Origin of the sequence: Azospirillum halopraeferens DSM 3675 (genome assembly GCF_000429625.1) — a bacterium.
GTDB lineage: Bacteria > Pseudomonadota > Alphaproteobacteria > Azospirillales > Azospirillaceae > Azospirillum > Azospirillum halopraeferens.
Genome location: NZ_KE386931.1, coordinates 92565 through 107527, shown reverse-complemented (window position 1 = coordinate 107527; position 14963 = coordinate 92565). Strand labels below are relative to the sequence as shown.

The window sequence follows — 14963 nt, the reverse complement described above, 5'->3', positions numbered from 1 at the left end:
GCTGGTCGGCTCCTCGGGCGCGATCCTGTCCTACATCATGTGCAAGGGCATGAACCGCTCGATCTTCAACGTCATCCTCGGCGGCTTCGGCGGCGAGTCGGCGGGTGCCGCGGCCGGCGGCGGCGGTGAGCGCGGGACGGTCAAGGCCGGCTCGCCGGAAGACGCCGCCTACATCATGAAGAACGCCCAGTCCGTCATCATCGTTCCCGGCTACGGCATGGCGGTGGCGCAGGCCCAGCATGCCCTGCGCGAGATGGGGGATCTGCTGAAGAAGGAAGGCGTGGACGTCAAGTACGCCATCCACCCCGTGGCGGGGCGCATGCCCGGCCACATGAACGTCCTGCTGGCCGAAGCCAACGTGCCTTATGACGAGGTGTTCGAGCTGGAGGACATCAACCGCGACTTCGGTACCGCCGACGTGGCGTTCGTGATCGGTGCCAACGACGTGACCAACCCGGCGGCCAGGACCGACCCGCAGTCGGCCATCTACGGCATGCCGATCCTGGACGTGGAGAAGGCCAAGACCGTCTTCTTCATAAAGCGCTCGATGGGGTCCGGCTACGCCGGCGTGGAGAACGAGCTGTTCTTCCGCCCCAACACCATGATGCTCTTCGGCGACGCCAAGAAGGTCACCGAAGAGGTCGTGAAGGCCACGGAAGCCGCCTGACACCGACGGCATCCCATTGATGCCGCCGACAGGATGCGGCGTTCCGCCGGCCCGCGGCCCCGCCCCGCCCCGTTCCGCCCCGTCCACACCCGGGTGCGGCGCCGGGACGGGGCGGGGCTTTTCCGCCTGTCGGGAAAGCCGCCCGCCGGCGGTTGCCCCCCTGCCCGGCCGCGGGCGCAATGGCGGCCCCCGATAATCCCAAGAGAAATGGTGATTTCCATGAACGTGCCGGAGACGATGGTGGCGATCGACGTGAGCCGGCCCGGTGGCCCGGAGGTCCTCGTCCCCGGCACGCGGCCGGTCCCCGCCCCCGGCCCCGGCGAGGTGCTGATCCGGGTGGAGGCCGCCGGCGTCAACCGGCCCGACGTGCTCCAGCGCCTGGGCCGCTACAACCCGCCGCCGGGCGTCAGCGACGTCCCCGGCCTGGAGGTCGCCGGCCGCATCGCCGCCGTCGGTGACGGCGTCACGGGTTGGAAGGCGGGCGACGCGGTGTGCGCGCTGCTGGCCGGCGGCGGCTATGCCGAATACTGCACCGCCCCCGCGCCGCAATGCCTGCCCGTCCCCGACGGCCTGACCATGGCGGAAGCAGCGGCCCTGCCCGAAACCACCTTCACCGTGTGGTCCAACGTGTTCGAGCGCGGCGCCCTGCAACCCGGCGAGCGGCTGCTGGTGCACGGGGGCACGTCGGGCATCGGCACCACCGCCATCCAGTTGGGCAAGGCGTTCGGCGCGGAGGTCTTCGCCACCGCCCGCGGGGCCGAAAAGGTGCAGGCCTGCATCGGGTTGGGCGCCGACCGCGCCATCGACTACGAGTCGGAGGATTTCGTCTCCGTCATCACCGAGGCGACCGGCGGCAAGGGCGTCGACGTGGTGCTGGACATCGTCGGCGGCGACTATGTGCGGCGCAGCGTCGAGGTCATGGCCATGGACGGCCGCTACGTCTGCATCGGCTTCGTGCGCGGACCGAAGGCGGAGATCAACCTGGCCCCCGTCATGCTGAAGCGCCTGACGCTGACCGGCTCCACCCTGCGCGCCCGCCCCGTCGCCTACAAGGAGGCGATCGCCGGCCAGCTCCGCGCCCGGGTGTGGCCGTTGGTCGCAGCGGGGCGTGTGCGCCCGGTGGTCCACGCCACCTTCCCCCTGACCGAAGCCGCCGAGGCGCACCGCCTGATGGAGAGCAACCGCCACGTCGGCAAGATCGTCCTGGTGACCGCACGCTGAGCCGCGGCACAAAATCCCTCACCGTTCCGGCAAACCATCTGGACATTGTTGCGCCGGATGTGCATCTGGTATCCGAGATTCAGGATACGCCGGGGCGCACCCCGGCCGCACAAGGGAAGTGGATGCCGATGAACGCGCCGTCTCTGAAGGTTCAGCCGCTCGACACCGGGACGACGTTCCGCAGCCAGGTCTATCACGCGCTGAAGCAGGCGATCACGGAGATGGACATCTACGACCACGCCGAGGAGATCCGGCTGGAGGAGCGCCAGCTCAGCGAGCTGCTGGGCGTCAGCCGCACCCCCATCCGCGAGGCGCTGACGCTGCTGGAGCAGGAGGGATTCATCCGCCTGCTGCCGCGGCGCGGCGTCTTCGTGGTGCGCAAGACCAAGACCGAGATCATCGAGATCATCCAGGCGTGGGCGGCGCTGGAAAGCATGGCGGCGCGTCTGGCGGCGATCCGCGCCCCGGCCGACGACATCCACCGCCTGTGGGAGCTGTTCCGCGATTTCGAGCAGCGCAGCCCCAAGGATCACGTCAGCGAGTATTCCGACGCCAACATCGCCTTTCACAAGAGCATCATCCGCCTCGGCGGGTCGCAGCTCCTGCAGGAGATGACGGACAACCTGTTCATCCACGTCCGCGCCATCCGCAAGCTGACCATCGGCCAGGAGAACCGGGCGGAGCGTTCGATCGCCGAGCACAAGGCGATCATCGACGCCCTGGAGCGGCGCGACGCCGACGAGGCGGAGCGGCTGGTCCGCGACCACACGCTCGGCCTCGCCGCCCACGTCGAGAAGCACTGCGACTTCCTGTAACCCCCGCTCAGGCGGGGGTGGGAAGCGCCCCCGCCGCCGCCCGGGCCGCCGTCTCGCCGCGACCGCCCTCGCGGATCGTCACCACCCGCAGGCTGTTGGTGGCGCCGGGCGTGCGGAAGGGATAGCCGGCGGTCACCACCAGCGACTCGCCGGGAGCGCCGATCCGCTCGGCCGCCGCCACCTCGCCGGCGCGGGCCACCATCTCGGCGAAATCATTCACGTCGTCCGTCCACACGGGGTTCACCCCCCACGCCAGCGCCAGCCGGCGCGCCGTGGCGCGGTCCGACGACAGGCCGAGGATGGGCACCGCCGGCCGCTCGCGCGAGGCGCGCAGCGCGGTGGAGCCCGTGGAGGTGTAGGTGACGATGGCCGCCGCCGAGATGGTCTCCGCCACCTGGCGCGCCGCCGCGGAGATGGCGTCGGGGGTGGTCGGCTCCGGTGCGGGGTGGTCGGCGTTCATGATGGTGCGGTACAGCGGGTCCCGCTCCACCCGGGTGACGATGCGGTTCATCATCGCCACCGCCTCGATGGGGAACTGACCCGACGCGCTTTCCGCCGACAGCATCACCGCGTCGGCCCCGTCATAGACGGCGGTCGCCACGTCGGACGCCTCGGCGCGGGTCGGCGTCGGCTCCGAGATCATGGATTCCAGCATCTGGGTGGCGACGATCACCGGCCGGCCAAGGGCGCGGCTGAGGCGGATCATGCGCTTTTGCAGGCCCGGCACCTCCTCCGGCGGCAGTTCCACGCCGAGGTCGCCGCGGGCCACCATGACCGCGTCCGACAGGCGGATGATCTCGGCCAGGTGCGGCAGGGCGGCGGGCTTCTCGATCTTGGTGATGATGCGGGCGCGGTCGCCGATCAGGGCGCGCGCCTCCAGGATGTCCTCGGGGCGCTGCACGAAGCTGAGGCCGATCCAGTCCACCCCCAGCGTCAGGCCGAAGGCGAGATCGCTGCGGTCCTTCTCCGACAGGGCGCTCAGCGCCAGGGCGACGCCCGGCACATTGACGCCCTTGCGGTCGGACAGGACGCCGCCGACCTCCACCTCGGTGTCGGCGAAGTCGGGGCCGAAGGCGCGCACGCGCAGGCGGATGCGGCCATCGTTGAGCAGCAGTTCCACCCCGTCCGTCAGGGCGGCGAAGATCTCGGGATGGGGCAGGCAGACGCGGGTGCGGTCGCCCGGCGTCGGATCGAGGTCGAGACGGAACCGCGACCCGCGGGTCAGGTCCACCGGGCCGTCGGCGAAGGTGCCGACGCGCAGCTTCGGCCCTTGCAGATCAAGCAGGATGCCCACCGGACGGCCCAGGATGTCCTCCACGTCGCGGATGGTGCGGTAGCGCCGGGCGTGCTCGGCCTGGGTGCCGTGGCTGGCGTTCATGCGGAAGACGTCGACGCCCGCCTCCGCCAGCGCCAGGATGCGATCGTGCGTCGAGCTGGCCGGGCCGAGCGTGGCCACGATCTTCGTGCTGCGTCCGCGGGGCATCGCCTGTGTCTCCATCATTCCTATGCGTTTCGCCGGAGGCATGCTGAGGGCGGAGGCGCCCGCGCGGCAACGGGGCACCCCGGAAATTTCGCAGTCCGGAATGTCACCCGGCCGCAACGTGCCGGCCGCCCCGGCAAAGCGTAGGCTCACCCCGTCGCCCGCACCCGTCCCGCACGCGCAAGGAGGCGCCCCGATGCCCGCCGGCCGAACCACCGCCCTCGTGCTGCGCCTGCTGGCCATCGGCGGTCTGGTGGCGCTCGGCCAATGGCTGCTGGCGCTGGCCGGTCTGGCCGACCCCTGGCCCCTGTGGACGGAGTTCTACACCTTCTGACCCGGCCCCGGCCGACCCGGCCCCGACACCGCCAGCAGCGCGGCGACCGCCGCCGCCGGATCGGGACCGGCCATGGCCAGCCCCATCACCGCCACGCCGGCGGCCCCGGCGGCCATCGCCGCCGCCGCCTGCGCCGGGCCGATGCCCCCCAGCGCCAGCACCGGCAGCCGCAGCCCGGCCACCGCCGCCCGCAGCCCCTCCGGGCCGAGCGCCGGGCCGTAGCCCGGCTTGCTCGCGGTGGGGAACACCGGCGACAGGGTGGCGTAGTCCGCCCCGCCCGCCGCCGCCGCCGCGAGGCCGGCGGCGTCGTGCGCCGACACCCCCACCAGGGCCCGCGGCCCCAGGATCGCCCGGGCGTGGCGCGGGTCGCCGCCGTCCGCCAGATGGACCCCGGCCGCCCCCGCCGCCAGCGCCGTCTCCGGCGCGCCGTGCAGCGTGACCACCGCCCCGTGGCGACGTCCCCGCGCCACCAGGGTGCGGGCAAGGGCCAGACGCTCCCCCTCCTCCAGGTCCTTGTCGCGCAGGGACAGCCAGCGCACACCGGCGGCGAACAGCGCGTCGGCCAGTTCGGGCAGCGGCCGGCCGGCACGGTGGCGGTCGGTGATCACGAGCAGCGACGGACGAGGGATCATGGCTATCGAAATAAATAGTTTGCTTGGTCAGCGAACGGGTGCCAGCATAGTCCGAACGAGGGCCTTATAAAGGCACCATGCGCAGCGACAAGCCTGCCGAGGGGAATGGAATGGATCGACGCCCCCTGCGCTTGCACTGGACCGACCGGCACGCGACCGGAGTCCGCCCGGTCGATGACGATCATCAGGTCATGGTCATCCTCTACAACGATTTCTCCCGCGCCATGGAATCGCGGGCGTCGCCGGTCTGCGCCGCCGGTGCCTTCGACATCCTGGCCGCCCACATCCGCAGCCATGTGGTGCGCGAGGACGGCTTGCTCCTCCACCGCGGCCTGATCCTTCCGCCGCAACGGCGGATCGCCCGGCACGACTTCCGGGCCATCGCCGATATCGTCCACGCCTCCCTCAACGCCGACCGCGACCGGCCGGCGGCGGCGGCCTCCCTGCGCGACTGGATCTGCGAACACCTGAGCGCCGACCACGCCCTGCTGGTCCCCCGACCATCGGACGAAGGTCTGTGTTGCCGATCATCCGCTCTGCCCTCATTATCGATGACTGCTCATACTCCCGTATGACACGTGACCCGGACCGGCGGAGGTCCGGCGCGAAGGGAGGGACCCATGAAACGGTTCGTGGCACCCGGGTCCGGCACCCGGTTGATCCTGCGCCTCCACGCTTTCGGCCTGGCCGTCGTCGCGGCCCAGGCCCTGCTGGTGGGCAGCGGCATCCTCTCCGAATGGCCGCTGGCCGGGACGCTCTGGTACGCTCCGTGAGCCGGCCCCCACCCCCCTTCAGGACCCGATCAGCCCCAGTTGCGGGCTGGAGGGTTCGGCGCCGGTGCGCAGGGGGATGCGGCCGGCCAGGCGGGCGGCGCGGCCGGCGGTCACCGCGTCGCGCATGGCGGCGGCCATGCGCACGGGGTCGTGCGCCCCGGCAACGGCGGTGTTCAGCAGCACCGCCGCACAGCCCAGCTCCATGGCCCGGGCCGCGTCGGATGCGGTGCCGATGCCGGCGTCCAGGACCACGGGGACCGGGCTGCGGGCGCAGATCGCCGCGATGGCGTGGGGGTTGACGATGCCGAGGCCCGAGCCGATGGGGGCGCCCAGCGGCATCACCGCCGCCGCCCCGGCGTCGGCCAGCTTGCGGCAGGTGACGGGGTCGTCGTTGCAGTAGGGCAGCACCACGAAGCCGTCGGCGACCAGTTCCTCCGTCGCGCGCAGAAGCTGCTCCACATCCGGGTACAGCAGGTCGCGGTCGCCGATGACCTCCAGCTTCACCCACTCGGTCCCCAGCGCCTCGCGGGCGAGGCGGGCGGTCAGCACCGCGTCGCGGGCGGTGGTGCAGCCGGCGGTGTTGGGCAGCAGCTCCACCCGGCCGGTCAGCACGTCGACCAGGCTTTCGGCGTCGCCGTCCAGACTGATGCGGCGAATGGAGACGGTGGCGAACTGCGTGCCGCCGGCCGCCAGGGCGTCCAGCAGGACGCGCCGGTTGGGATAGCCGGCGGTGCCCAGGAACAGACGGGAGCGGAAGCTGCGGCCGGCGATGGTCAGGGTGTCGTCCATGGGTGGGTTCCTCATCCGCCCTGCAGGGCGTGCACGAGTTCCAGGGTGTCGCCGGGGGCGACCGGGGTTTCGGCCCACAGGCGGGCGGGCACGACGCGGCCGTTCAGGGCGACGGCGACGCCGCGGCGGCCCGCCTCCAGCCCGTGGCCGGCGGCGACGCCGGCCACCGTGGCGCCGGGGGGTACCGGCTGCGGCCGGCCGTTGACGGTGATGGGGGCGGGATCGCTCATGCCGCACACTCCCGGAAGCGGTCGAGGGTGAAGGGACGGGCGGCGGCGTCGAGATCGCCGGTCAGGACGAACCCGGCCACCGCGTCGGCGGTGACGGGGGCCAGCAGGATGCCGTTGCGGTGATGGCCGGTGGCCAGCACCAGCCCGTCCACCGGGCACGGCCCCAGCACCGGGGCGTCGTCGCGGCTGCCGGGGCGCAAGCCGGTCCACATCTCGTCGATCGGCAGGTCCTCGACACCCGGCAGGGCGCGCCACACCCCGTCCAGCAGGGCGTAGACGCCGCCGGCGGTGAGGCGGTCGTCGAAGCCGCGCTCCTCCACCGTGGCACCGACGATCAGCCGGCCGTCGGCCCGCGGCACCAGATAGGCGGTGGGGGTCCACACCACGCCGCGCAGCAGCGGCGCCGCCGGGTCCATGCGCAGGGCCAGCATCTGCCCCTTGACGGGGCGCACGGGGGGCAGCGCCTCCGGCGGGATGCCGGGGATGCGGCGCGACCACGCGCCGGCCGCCAGCACCACCCGGTCGGCGCGGTGGAGCGTGCCGGCGACGCGCACGCCGGTGGCGCGGCCACGCTCCACCACCACCTCCTCCACCGCCCGGTCCTCGTGCAGGCGGCCGCCGGCCCGCCGCAGCGCCACCACCAGCGCCGCCGCGACCTTGCGGTTGTCCACCTGCCCGTCGCCGGGGCTGAACAGCGCACCGCCAAGGCCCGGCCGCAGGTGCGGTTCGCGCCGCAGCGCCTCCGCGCCGGTCAGCCAGTGCTGCTCCAGCCCCAGGCTGCGGGCGAAGGCGTGGTGGTGGCGCAGGCGGGCGGTGTCGTCGGCCGACAGGGCGATCTGCACCGTGCCGTCCCACCGCAGGTCCACCGTCAGGCCGGAGGCGGCCTCCAGCTCCGCCGCGAAGGCCGGCCACAGGGACCGGCTGAGGCGGTTGAGGGGCAGCAGCGCCTGCTCCCCCGGTTCGGCCTCGGCGTCGGCCGCGAGCATGCCGGCGGCGGCGCGGGTGGCGCCCTGCCCCGCCCGCCCCGCGTCGAACACGTCGACCCGGCAGCCGGCGGCGGCCAGCCGCCAGCCGATGGCCAGCCCGATGATCCCGCCGCCGATGACGGCAATGGCGGGGCGTTCGGACGCGGCCACGCCGCGTCCGTCCGGATGTCCGATCATCGCCGCCTCCCGTCAGGTGGCGGGCAGGTAGAGCGAGCCGCCGCGGGCGCGGAAGGTCTGCGCCATCTCCTCCATGCCCTGCGCCGGATCGCCGGCGGCGGCGTCGCGCACCTCCTGCGAGATCTTCATGGAGCAGAACTTCGGCCCGCACATGGAGCAGAAGTGCGCCACCTTCGCCCCCTCCGCCGGCAGGGACTGATCGTGGTAGTCCCGCGCCGTCTCGGGGTCGAGGGCGAGGTTGAACTGGTCGCGCCAGCGGAACTCGAAGCGGGCGCGCGACAGGGCGTCGTCGCGCTCCTGCGCCGCCGGCAGGCCCTTGGCGAGGTCGGCGGCGTGGGCGGCGATCTTGTAGGTCACCACCCCCACCTTCACGTCGTTGCGGTCGGGCAGGCCCAGGTGCTCCTTCGGCGTGACGTAGCAGAGCATGGCGGTGCCGTACCAGCCGATCATGGCGGCGCCGATGCCGCTGGTGATGTGGTCGTAGCCCGGCGCGATGTCGGTGGTCAGCGGCCCCAGCGTGTAGAACGGGGCTTCGCCGCACACCGCAAGCTGCTTGTCCATGTTGGCCTTGATCTTGTGCATCGGCACGTGGCCCGGCCCTTCGATCATCACCTGCACGTCGTGCTGCCACGCGATCTTCGTCAGCTCGCCCAGCGTCTCCAGCTCGGCGAACTGGGCGGCGTCGTTGGCGTCGGCGATGGAGCCGGGGCGCAGCCCGTCGCCCAGCGAGAAGGCGACGTCGTACGCCTTCATGATCGCGCAGATCTCCTCGAAGTGCGTGTGGAGAAAGTTCTCCTTGTGGTGGGCCAGGCACCATTTGGCGAGGATCGAGCCGCCGCGCGACACGATGCCGGTGACCCGGCGCGCCGTCAGCGGGATGTGGGCCAGGCGCACGCCGGCGTGGATGGTGAAGTAGTCGACGCCCTGCTCGCACTGTTCGATCAGGGTGTCGCGGTAGATCTCCCAGGTCAGCTCCTCGGCCTTGCCGCCCACCTTTTCCAGCGCCTGGTAGATGGGCACGGTGCCGATGGGCACGGGGGCGTTGCGGATGATCCACTCGCGGATGGTGTGGATGTTGCGCCCGGTGGACAGGTCCATCACCGTGTCGGCGCCCCAGCGGATGCCCCACACCAGCTTGTCCACCTCCTCGGCGACGGAGGACAGGACGATGGAGTTGCCGATGTTGGCGTTGATCTTGGTGAGGAAGTTGCGGCCGATGATCATCGGCTCGGATTCGGGGTGGTTGATGTTGGCGGGGATGATGGCGCGGCCGCGCGCCACCTCGTCGCGCACGAACTCCGGCGTGACGTAATCGGGGATGGCGGCGCCGAAGCTCTCGCCGTCGCGGGCGGCGGCCTGCGCGGCGCGGGCGCGGCCCAGGTTCTCGCGGATGGCCACGTACTCCATCTCCGGCGTGACGATGCCGGCGCGGGCGTAGTGGAGCTGCGTCACCGCCCGTCCCGCCCGGGCGCGCAGCGGCTGCCGGCCGGCGCGGTCGAAGACGGGGACGGGGCTGTCCTCGTCGGCGCGCAGCCCGTTGTCCTCCGGCCGCACGGCGCGGCCCTCGTACGCCTCCACGTCGCCGCGCGCCAGGATCCAGGCGCGGCGCAGCTCCGGCAGGCCCTTGCGGATGTCGGTCGCCACCGCCGGGTCGGTGTAGGGGCCCGACGTGTCGTAGACCCGCACCGGCCGCTCGCCCGACGCGGGCTCCAGGTCGATTTCGCGCATGGCGACGCGGATGTCGGGAAACCGGGTGCCCGCCACATGGATCTTGCGCGAGGCCGGCAGCGGCCCCGTGGTGACGGTGAAACGGTCGGGGGTGAGGGAATCGGGCATGGTCTTGGATCTCCATCGTGCGGGTGCGAGGAGATCCGGGTGTGGCACGGAGAGTCGGGGAACGGGCGCACCCATGGCACCCCTTCGAGTTCCTGTCCCTACGCCGGTACGACCCGGATCAGGTTCAAAGGGTTCACGCGCGCTCGCAGCGTTATCTCAGCCCCTTGCCGGGGCTCCCCTTGGAACGACGGGGCCATTGTTCGGCATACGGTCGACCGATGTCAACCGGTTTGTGGGACTCCCCCCGGGGACGCCCGGGGGGAGCCACCGCGGGGCCGGGGGCCGGCTGTCTACGTCACCGCGCCCAGCCCGCGCAGCACCTTGTCCAGGGTCAGGGGGTAGGCGCGGATGCGCACGCCGCAGGCGTTGTGGACGGCGTTGGCCACCGCCGCCCCGGCGCCGCAGATGCCCAGCTCGCCCACACCCTTGGCCTTCAGGGGCGAGGACTTGTCGTCCAACTCCTCGATGAACAGGACGTCCTGGTCGGGGATGTCGGCGTGGACCGGCACGTGATACTCCGCCAGGTCGTGATTCACGAAGTACCCGTGGCGGGTGTCGACGACCAGCTCCTCCATCAGCGCCGCGCCGACCCCCATGGTCATGGCGCCGATGATCTGGTTGCGGGCCGACTTGGGGTTGAGGATGCGCCCGGCGGCGAAGGCCCCGACCATCCGCCGCACGCGGATCTCGCCGGTGTACGCATCGACCCCCACCTCGCAGAAATGCGCGCCGAAGGTGCCCTGTGCGTACGTCTTGTCGAGATCGCCGAACTCGATGGCGTCCTCCACCCACACGCCCTCGCGGCCGGCCACGTCGGCGATGGGGACGCTGCGGTTGCCGGCGACGATCGCGCCGTTCTCGAACACGGCGTCCCCGGCGTTGAAGCCGGCCTTCTGCGCCAGCGCCTCCCGCAGCGTCATGCACGCGGCGTACACGCCGGAGGCCGCGCTGTTGGCGCCCCACTGGCCGCCGGACCCCGCCGCGACCGGGAACCGGCTGTCGCCCAGATGCACGCGGACGGCCTCCAGCGGTACACCCAGCGTTTCGGCGGCGGTCTGGGCCAGGATGGTGTAGGTGCCGGTGCCGATGTCGGTCATGTCGGTTTCGACGGTCACGGTGCCGCGGCCGTCCACGCCCACCCGGGCGGCCGATCGCGACATCTGGTTGCCGCGGAACGCCGCGGCCATGCCCATGCCGACCAGCCACCGGCCGTCGCGCACCCGCCCCGGCGTCGGGTTGCGCCGCGACCAGCCGAACCGTTCCGCGCCCCGGCGCAGACAGTCGACGAAGGGCCGGCTGGAGAACGGGCGGTCCGGCCCGGCCTCGGGGTCGTACGCCACGTCGTTGCGGATGCGCAGCTCGACCGGATCGACGCCGCACGCCTCGGCCAGCTCGTCCATCGCGACTTCCAGCGCCAGCATGCCGACCGCCTCGCCCGGCGCCCGCATCGAATTGCCCTCCGGCAGGTCGAGCGCGGCGATGCGGTGGCGGGTCAGGCGGTTCCGGCCGCCGTACAGAAGGCGCGTCTGCATGGCGGCCATCTCCACATTGCCGCCCGGCAGGTTGCCCGACCAGGACTCGTGCGCGATGGCGTCGATCACCCCGTTGCGGTCGGCGCCGATGCGGACGCGCTGGATGGTGGCCGGCCGATGGACGGTGTTGTTCGGCACCTGCGGGCGGGCCAGCGCCACCTTCACCGGCCGGCCGACGTGGCGGGCCCCCAGCGCCGCCATCAGGGCGTCGGCCCGCAGGAACAGCTTCGCGCCGAAGCCGCCGCCGACGTAGGGCGACACGAGGCGGATGTTCTCGGGCGGCATGTTCAGCGTCCGCGCCACCTCCCCCACCGTCCACGCCACCATCTGGTTCGACGTCCACAGCGTCAGCCGCCCGTCCGCCCACAGGGCGGTGGTGGCATGGGGCTCCATCATCGCGTGGCTGTGGTCGGGGGTGGTGTAGGTCTGATCGACTTTGACCGGCGCCGCGGCGAAGGCGGCGTCGAAGTCCCCGGCGGCGCTGTCGGGATCCTTGCCGAAAAAGGGGCCCGGCACCTCCGCGCCGTCGATCCCGGCGGCCAGGTCGAAGCGGCCCTCCTCCGCGACGCAGTCGATGCGCACCAGCGCGGCCGCGTCGCGCGCCTGTTCCAGGGTTTCGGCGACGACCAGCGCCAGGGCCTGGTCGTAGTGTTCGATGGCGGGGCCGCCGAGCAGATGGGCGGTGTTGAAGCGCCCCTTGCCGAGCGGGCCGGCGTTTTCGTGGGTCACCACGCCCAGCACGCCGGGTGCGGCTTCGGCGGCCCGGGTGTCGATGGCGGTGATGCGGCCCCTGGCGATCGCCGATCCGACAATCCAGCCATAGGCGGCGTCGGGTGCCGCGTCGTGGCGTTCGTAGGCGTAGGGCGCGGTGCCGGTGACCTTGGCGGGGCCGTCGATGCGGTCGTGGGGAACGCCGACGACGCGCCCCCGGTCGATGGGATTGGTGGTGGCGGGCTGATCGAAGCGCATGGTTAGCCCCTCCCCGCGTCGGCGTAGACGGCCGCGAGCGTGCGGCGGGTCAGGTCCGTCTTGAACGCGGTGTGCCGCGTCGTCGTGGCGCCGGCCAGCACCGTTTCGGCGACCGCCTGCGGCCCCTGTGCCGCCACGGCATCGGCCGCCTCCGCGCGCCACGGCTTGGGCGCAAGGCCGCCGAAGGCAAAGCGGGCGGTCCCGTCCGTGCCGAACACCGCCGCCACCGATACCAGCGCGAACGCGTAGGAGGCGCGGTCGCGCACCTTGCGGTACAGGTGGGTGCCACCCGCCGGCGGCGGCAGCGTGACCGACAGGATCAGCTCTCCCGGTGCCAGGACGGTTTCGATGTGCGGCGTATCGCCGGGCAGGCGGTGGAGGTCGGCGACGGGGATGCTGCGCCGGGTTCCGTCCGCCGCGACGGTGTCGACGCGCGCATCCAGCACCCGCATGGCGACCGCCATGTCGGAGGGGTGGGTGGCGATGCAGGCGGCGCCGGTCCCCAGGATGGCGAGGCCGCGGCTGAAGCCGTCGATGGCCGAGCAGCCGCTTCCCGGCTCCCGTTTGTTGCAGGGCATGGTCGTGGTGTAGAAGTACGGGCAGCGCGTGCGTTGCAGCAGGTTGCCGGCCGTCGTCGCCTTGTTGCGGAGCTGGCCGGAGGCGCCGGCCAGCAGCGCCCGGCTGAGCACCGCATAGTCGCGCCGCACCCGCCGGTCGGCGGCGAGATCGGTGTTGCGCACCAGGGCACCGATGCGCAGCCCGCCGTCCTCCGTCGGCTCGATGCGGTCGAGGCCCAGCCGGTTGACGTCGATCAGATGCCGCGGCGTCTCGATCCGCAGCTTCATCAGGTCCAGCAGGTTGGTGCCGCCGGCGATGAAGCGGGCCCCCGGACGCGCCGCGGCGCGCGCCGCCGCGGCCGGGCTCTCCGCCCGCTCATAGGTGAAGGGCTTCATGCCGCGCCCTCCGCGACGGCGCGGATGGCGGCGATGATGTTGGGATAGGCGGCGCAGCGGCAGATGTTGCCGCTCATGCGCTCGCGCACCTCCGCGTCGGAAAACCGCACGTCCGCGAGGTCGGCGGTGACGTGGCTCGGGATGCCGTCCGCGATCTCCGCCAGCACCGCCACCGCCGAGCAGATCTGCCCCGGCGTGCAGTAACCGCACTGGAATCCGTCGTGGGTGACGAAGGCTTTTTGCATCGGATGCAGCCGCTCGGGCGTGCCCAGCCCTTCGATGGTGGTCACCGCCTCGCCGTCGTGCATCACCGCCAGGCTCAGGCAACTGTTGATCCGCCGCCCCTCGACGATCACGGTGCAGGCGCCGCACTGGCCGTGGTCGCAGCCCTTCTTGGTGCCGGTGAGGCGCAGATGCTCGCGCAGCGCGTCCAGCAGGGTGGTCCGCGGGTCCAGCGTCAGGTGGCGGACCTCCCGGTTCACCGTCAGCGTCACCGGAACCGTGGCACCGGCCGTGGCGTCCTCGCCGGCGGCGTCGGCGCCGGCGCGGCGCGTGTTTTCGTGCAATGTCACAGCCCTCTCCTATCCATGGGGAGTCCGGCCATCGGCCGGCGAACGCCGGTGACGACGGACCCGGCGGCGGTGCGGGAGCCCTGTCACCGCAGCCGCCGCCCGGCCCGCGTCGGGATGCCCCGCGGCGCCCCCTCGTTCGCACACGGCGAAAACCGTTTGCGGCGCATCATGTTCCGGCCGGAGCACAGCGGATTTCCCGCCCGCGGCCGGGAGGGGGCGCACCGCCATCGCGGGGAGACCCGGGTGCGGTTCAAAGGGCTGACGCGCCCTGACGGCGTTCTCGCAGCCCCTTGGAACGACGGGGGCCGTTGCCCGTCTACGGACGACCGGTGTCAACCGGTTCGCGGGGCATGCCGGCCGGAAACCAATGGAACGGATCGTTTTCCGGCCGTATCAGCCGTCGATCAGCGGCTCCGGCCAGGGCCGCGAAAGATCGATCCCCGGCCGGGCCGCCCGCAACGCGTCCGCCGCGTCTGATAGGGTGTCGCAACCGAGAACGTCCTTGATCACACGGGCAAGCGGGCTTTCCTGGCGGGTGAGGGAACCGAACCGCCGCCTTGAGTTGTCCTTCAGCATCACACGCATCATCGGGAGTCGCATAACGCCAATAACTTCTATAATAGATTGTGACGAAGCCGGGTCGGACACATGCGGCACCACCGCTGCCAACCCCGTGCCCAGCGCCGCGCACTGATGGAGGTCCGTCGTCTGCCGCAAGGACTCGAGAAGAGCAACCGCATGTCCGACCGGGCCCGACACCCGACCGGACACAGCCGCAAGACCTCTGCCCAGCGCCGCGCACTGACTGCGGTCCGTCGACCCTCGCAGGGCCTCGAGCAGGGCCGCCGCGTGTCCGTCCGTATCCGACACCCGCTCGGACACAGCCGCCAGCCCCCTGCCCAGCGCCGCGCACTGATTGCTGTCCAGCGTCCCCAGCAGGGCCTCGAGCAGGGCCGCCGCGTGCCCATCCGGGTCCGACACCCGACCGGACACAGCC

The 14963-nt window shown here is 72.3% G+C and carries 16 protein-coding genes and 1 riboswitch; of the genes, 6 read left to right on the top strand and 10 right to left on the bottom strand.

Annotated features, from left to right (window positions below; all coding sequences use genetic code 11):
• From G472_RS0130385 to G472_RS0130375, 3 genes are all read left to right on the top strand, one after another.
• Window positions 1-667 (top strand): NAD(P)(+) transhydrogenase (Re/Si-specific) subunit beta (locus G472_RS0130385; RefSeq protein WP_029011405.1); only part of this gene is annotated, 667 nt, incomplete at its 5' end.
• Between the two features lie 219 nt (window positions 668-886).
• A complete protein-coding gene (locus G472_RS0130380) occupies window positions 887-1888 on the top strand; it encodes an NAD(P)H-quinone oxidoreductase (RefSeq protein WP_035694308.1) in 1002 nt (333 codons plus the stop codon).
• A 128-nt stretch (window positions 1889-2016) separates the two neighbouring features.
• Entirely contained in the window at window positions 2017-2703 is a 687-nt protein-coding gene (locus G472_RS0130375; protein WP_029011403.1) for a GntR family transcriptional regulator, read from the top strand.
• Between the two features lie 7 nt (window positions 2704-2710).
• On the opposite strand, the gene pyk is transcribed toward G472_RS0130375, so the two are convergent.
• Entirely contained in the window at window positions 2711-4186 is a 1476-nt protein-coding gene (gene pyk, locus G472_RS36590) for a pyruvate kinase (protein WP_051341656.1), read from the bottom strand.
• A 193-nt stretch (window positions 4187-4379) separates the two neighbouring features.
• On the opposite strand from pyk, the gene G472_RS39335 reads away from it, so the two are divergent.
• Window positions 4380-4517, top strand: coding sequence for a hypothetical protein (locus G472_RS39335; RefSeq protein WP_156927320.1), 138 nt, complete (start codon window positions 4380-4382; stop codon window positions 4515-4517).
• On the opposite strand, the gene G472_RS0130360 is transcribed toward G472_RS39335, so the two are convergent.
• Complete coding sequence (locus tag G472_RS0130360; protein WP_029011402.1) at window positions 4505-5149, bottom strand: thiamine phosphate synthase; 645 nt, start codon at window positions 5147-5149, stop codon at window positions 4505-4507. The two genes, G472_RS39335 and G472_RS0130360, sit on opposite strands and share 13 nt — an antisense overlap.
• A 110-nt stretch (window positions 5150-5259) precedes the next feature.
• On the opposite strand from G472_RS0130360, the gene G472_RS0130355 reads away from it, so the two are divergent.
• Both G472_RS0130355 and G472_RS39330 read left to right on the top strand, forming a co-directional pair.
• On the top strand, window positions 5260-5724 hold the full coding sequence (locus G472_RS0130355) for a hypothetical protein (RefSeq protein ID WP_029011401.1): 465 nt from the start codon (window positions 5260-5262) through the stop codon (window positions 5722-5724).
• A 45-nt stretch (window positions 5725-5769) separates the two neighbouring features.
• Window positions 5770-5922: a hypothetical protein gene (locus tag G472_RS39330; RefSeq protein ID WP_156927319.1), complete on the top strand. Its 153-nt coding sequence runs from the start codon at window positions 5770-5772 to the stop codon at window positions 5920-5922.
• A gap of 18 nt (window positions 5923-5940) precedes the next feature.
• On the opposite strand, the gene thiG is transcribed toward G472_RS39330, so the two are convergent.
• The 8 genes from thiG to G472_RS39925 all read right to left on the bottom strand — a co-directional run.
• Entirely contained in the window at window positions 5941-6711 is a 771-nt protein-coding gene (thiG, locus tag G472_RS0130345) for a thiazole synthase (protein ID WP_156927318.1), read from the bottom strand.
• Between the two features lie 11 nt (window positions 6712-6722).
• A complete protein-coding gene (thiS, locus tag G472_RS0130340) occupies window positions 6723-6941 on the bottom strand; it encodes a sulfur carrier protein ThiS (RefSeq protein WP_029011399.1) in 219 nt (72 codons plus the stop codon).
• Window positions 6938-8104: a glycine oxidase ThiO gene (thiO, locus tag G472_RS0130335; RefSeq protein ID WP_051341654.1), complete on the bottom strand. Its 1167-nt coding sequence runs from the start codon at window positions 8102-8104 to the stop codon at window positions 6938-6940. Before thiO ends, thiS begins: the two co-directional genes overlap by 4 nt.
• A 12-nt stretch (window positions 8105-8116) precedes the next feature.
• On the bottom strand, window positions 8117-9940 hold the full coding sequence (gene thiC, locus G472_RS0130330) for a phosphomethylpyrimidine synthase ThiC (RefSeq protein WP_029011397.1): 1824 nt from the start codon (window positions 9938-9940) through the stop codon (window positions 8117-8119).
• A gap of 77 nt (window positions 9941-10017) precedes the next feature.
• A riboswitch (TPP riboswitch) is annotated at window positions 10018-10130 on the bottom strand.
• A gap of 100 nt (window positions 10131-10230) precedes the next feature.
• Complete coding sequence (gene paoC, locus G472_RS0130325) at window positions 10231-12441, bottom strand: aldehyde oxidoreductase molybdenum-binding subunit PaoC (protein ID WP_029011396.1); 2211 nt, start codon at window positions 12439-12441, stop codon at window positions 10231-10233.
• A gap of 2 nt (window positions 12442-12443) precedes the next feature.
• Window positions 12444-13394 (bottom strand): FAD binding domain-containing protein, encoded by a 951-nt coding sequence (locus G472_RS0130320; protein ID WP_029011395.1) that lies wholly within the window; start codon window positions 13392-13394, stop codon window positions 12444-12446.
• Window positions 13391-13966: a 2Fe-2S iron-sulfur cluster-binding protein gene (locus G472_RS36585; RefSeq protein ID WP_084537008.1), complete on the bottom strand. Its 576-nt coding sequence runs from the start codon at window positions 13964-13966 to the stop codon at window positions 13391-13393. The genes G472_RS0130320 and G472_RS36585 overlap by 4 nt, the downstream gene beginning before the upstream one ends.
• A gap of 393 nt (window positions 13967-14359) precedes the next feature.
• The coding region (locus G472_RS39925) for a hypothetical protein (protein ID WP_211100282.1) at window positions 14360-14963 on the bottom strand (604 nt) is incomplete at its 5' end.